The following is a 3,498-nucleotide window of genomic DNA, read 5'->3' on the forward strand; positions in this document are numbered from 1 at the left end:
GGCTTCCGGGCGCTTCGCGACGAGATCGGTGATCGAGCGCCACAGCGCGAGGGGCAGCAGGCTGAGCCAGTGCAGAGGTACGGCTGCGGCAGGCGCATAAGCCAGGCGCCGATGGAGCTGGGCCAGCCGGGTGACGAAGGCGCGCCGGAAACGGCCGGACGGCAGCGCGGCAGGACCATCGGGGGATACGGAGACGCGCGCGCCTGGAGCGAGCACGACGCGCCCTCCGCCCAAGCGCGCGCGGACTCCGAGGTCGAGGCCCTCGTCTGCGCCGGCGAGCGCGGGATCCGGCCGCAGGGCATCGCGGACCTCGCCACGGATGAGGAGACCTCGCACGTCCGCACCGAGTGCGTCGTCCGAGCGGTCGTGCTGTCCCTGGTCGAGTTCACCGGCCGCGAGTTCGACCGAGCGTCCGAGAGCGGTCATGCTGACGCCGAGCGATACGATCTCGCGGTCGTTGTCCGAGGCCACGAGCTTGGGAGCGATGATCGCGGCGGAGGGCGAGCGCTCCAGCATCCCGCTCAGGCGCTCGAGTGCCCGCGGGTGCGGCGTGGTGTCCTGAGCGAGCAGCCAGATCGCCGAGCCTTCCGCGACTCGGGGCCTCGCGAGCTCGACGGACTCGGCGAAGGAGGTGGTGGCGCGCGCCTCGATGATCCCCTCGACGGTGCTCGCGACGGCCTCGCTCTCGCGCACTGACGATGCGTCGCCGCACACGACGAGCGTTACAGCGGCGGCGGGAGTGGTCTGAGCGCGGAGGGCGTCGAGAGTGCGGAGCAGTTGCGCTCGGGAGGACGATCCAGTGCGCGCGACGATGATGGCGTGAACTCGGGCTGGCATGACGTCGTCAGCCTATGCGCGCGACCCCCGACGTCTGCGTACTGGACGCGGCGCGCCCGCGAAGCCATGCATCCCTGCGGTTCTCGCTCCGGGAGCGATGGACCACTCAGCTGGCGCGGCGCTTGAGCTTGCGACGCTCGCGCTCGGAGAGCCCGCCCCAGATGCCGAATCGCTCGTCGTTGTTGAGAGCGTATTCGAGGCATTCGCCACGGACGTCGCACGAGGTGCAGATCCGCTTGGCGTCCCTGGTCGAGCCGCCCTTCTCAGGGAAGAACGCCTCGGGGTCCGTCTGCGAGCAGAGCGCGTCGCTCTGCCAGGCGAGGGCATTGTCGTCCTCTGCAGTGTCCGCGCGTCGAACCCCGGGAACACCGAGGTTGATCGGATCGACGAACCAGTTCTCCGGTACGTCTGAACGGTATCCCGTCATCTCGATCTCCAACCCTGTCTCCGCCCCCCGGCGGGCCGTGCGCATGACTAATTACACCCGTGTCATTCGCTCCGGTCAAGTCGCGGATCGTAAACCCTCAAGGAGCTCTTTAAGGTTCTTGACCTGTCACCGGCGTGTCGGATCGCGTCCGATGAGCCCGTGTCAGCGTCCGGGTCCGGCAACGAACGCCTCACCAGCACCCGAGAGGGTGATCCCCTCCTCGGCGGAGTCCGCGAAGGCGACGGTCCCGACCGCGAGTGTGAGCGCCTCGCCCTGTGAAGAGGTCACCGTCACCTCACCGGCCGTCGCGAGGACCATCGTGGGCCCGGAGAGCCCGATCGTGAGCGGGTCGCCGTCGACGACGACCCGTTCGAGGGCGAAGTCGGGCACCGGAACGGGATACGGCGTGACGGGACCCTCAGCCCGCGCCCGCAGCACCGGCACTTCTCCGGGGGAGGTGTCGAGGATCGCGAGAAGCTCGGGGACGTCGATGCGCTTGGGAGTGAGTCCGCCGCGGAGCACGTTGTCGCTCGCCGCCATGATCTCCACGCCGAGACCGGAGAGGTAGGCATGGAGGAGGCCGGCACGGAGGAAGATCCCCTCGCCCCGCTCGAGGACGACGTGGTTCATGAGCAGCGCCACCACGACGCCGGGGTCGCCAGGGTACGTCTGCGCCACGCTCGCTATCGCCTGCAGAGTCGTGCTCCACTCCCCTGCGTCTTCGCGGGTGGAGGCAGCGACGACCGCGGCGATGATGTCGTCGACCTCAGCGCGTGCACCGCCTCCGAGCAGCCAGGCGATCACGTCGCGCAGGACGTCGCCTTCCGCGCTCAGGCGCGTCCGGAGCTCCTGGACGCCGTGGCTGTCCTCGAGAGCGCCGAGCAACGCGAGCGTCCGGGGAACGGGACGCAGTCCGCTCAGGGACTCGAAGCGCTCGCTGAGTGCGACGAGGAGTTCCGGCTTGTGGTTGGCGTCGCGATAGTTGCGCCGAGGGTCGTCCGCGGCGAGACCGCTCTCGCGCTCCCATCCTGCCTTGGCCTGATCGATCGTCGGGTGCACCTGGATCGAGAGCGGGCTCCCCGCGGCGAGCAGCTTGAGCAGGTACGGGAGCGTGCCCCCGGTGATCTGGTCGAGTGTGCCGCCGCCCGCGACGTCGGCGGGGTCGCCGGGATGGTCCCCGAACCACACCTCGGCCTCCGGCGCACCGGTGGGCGTACGCCCCTCGAGTCCGGCGAGAAGCGAGTCCGATCCCCAGGCGTAGTCACGGGGCGTGTTCGAGAGGCGCAGCAGCATGCACCCCAGCGTAGAGCGGTGCTGCGGCGTTCAGCGACGCCCGGAGCACGGCGCGGTAGCCTGAACGCGATGGCCCAGCACACGAAGCATCCGGTGTCTGCCCCGCCCACCGCGCCGGAGCGCGAGTCGACGGGGCATCTGCTGCTGCGCGGGTATGCGATCCTCGTGCTCTTCGTGACCTTCGCCCACTCCGCGGTCTACAACCTGCTCGGGCGGGACGGGGCCGCCGTGACGCTCGCCGTCTTCACGCTCACGACCCTCGGCATCGGCATTCCGATGCTCGCCCGCAATCGCCCCCAGCCGTTCCGCTGGCGGCGCCTGCCCTGGACAGCCCTCGGCTACACCGCCTTCGCGCTCGTCTCCGTCGCCTGGTCGCAGTGGCGCGGTCCCACAGTCGTCACCTGGATCCTTCTCGCCGCCGTCACGGTGAACGCGCTCTTCCTGGCCCACGTGCTCACCTGGCACGAGATCGTCCGTGCCCTCTCGTCGGCATTCAAATGGATCCTCGGCCTCTCGCTGGCGATCGAGCTCTGGGTCTCGCTGGTGCTGCACGGGCCGCTGCTGCCCAACTTCCTCACCCTCCCTGACGGCAAGATCGATCCGCAGTGGTACTGGGTCCGCGACAACCTGTTCGACGGCGGCAGGATCCAGGGCATCGTCGGGAACGCGAATCTGCTCGCGATCATCTCGCTCTTCGCGATCATCACCTTCGGAGTGCTGTTCGCAGCCAAGGCGCGCTGGCGCACCACGTTGGCCCTGTGGATGCTTCTCGCCACGTACTTCCTGTTCCGGACCGCATCGGCGACAGCCCTCGTGTGCGCGGCGGCGGTCGCCGTCGTGCTCGCTGTCGCGCTGCTGATGCGGCGGGCCCGCACTCCGGGAGCGCGCACCCGCATCTACGTGGTCTCGATCGGCGGCGCGGCGGTCGCCGCGCTGGGGAT

Annotated in this window: 3 protein-coding genes and 1 pseudogene; 1 reads left to right on the plus strand and 3 read right to left on the minus strand. The window is 69.6% G+C overall.

What is annotated here, in order from left to right:
- From DSP71_RS22890 to manA, 3 genes are all read right to left on the minus strand, one after another.
- On the minus strand, nt 1-837 hold an 837-nt coding region (locus DSP71_RS22890), incomplete at its 3' end, for a glycosyltransferase family 2 protein (RefSeq protein WP_258546201.1).
- Between the two features lie 106 nt (nt 838-943).
- Nucleotides 944-1,264: a WhiB family transcriptional regulator gene (locus tag DSP71_RS01455; RefSeq protein ID WP_082682698.1), complete on the minus strand. Its 321-nt coding sequence runs from the start codon at nt 1,262-1,264 to the stop codon at nt 944-946.
- Between the two features lie 162 nt (nt 1,265-1,426).
- Nucleotides 1,427-2,557 (minus strand): mannose-6-phosphate isomerase, class I, encoded by a 1,131-nt coding sequence (manA, locus tag DSP71_RS01460; RefSeq protein WP_113680186.1) that lies wholly within the window; start codon nt 2,555-2,557, stop codon nt 1,427-1,429.
- A 69-nt stretch (nt 2,558-2,626) separates the two neighbouring features.
- Here manA and DSP71_RS22895 point away from each other — a divergent pair.
- Nucleotides 2,627-3,498, plus strand: a pseudogene (locus DSP71_RS22895) (O-antigen ligase family protein); the annotation flags it as partial.

Source organism: Microbacterium sp. H6, from assembly GCF_003314775.1.
GTDB classification, from domain to species: domain Bacteria; phylum Actinomycetota; class Actinomycetes; order Actinomycetales; family Microbacteriaceae; genus Microbacterium; species Microbacterium oxydans.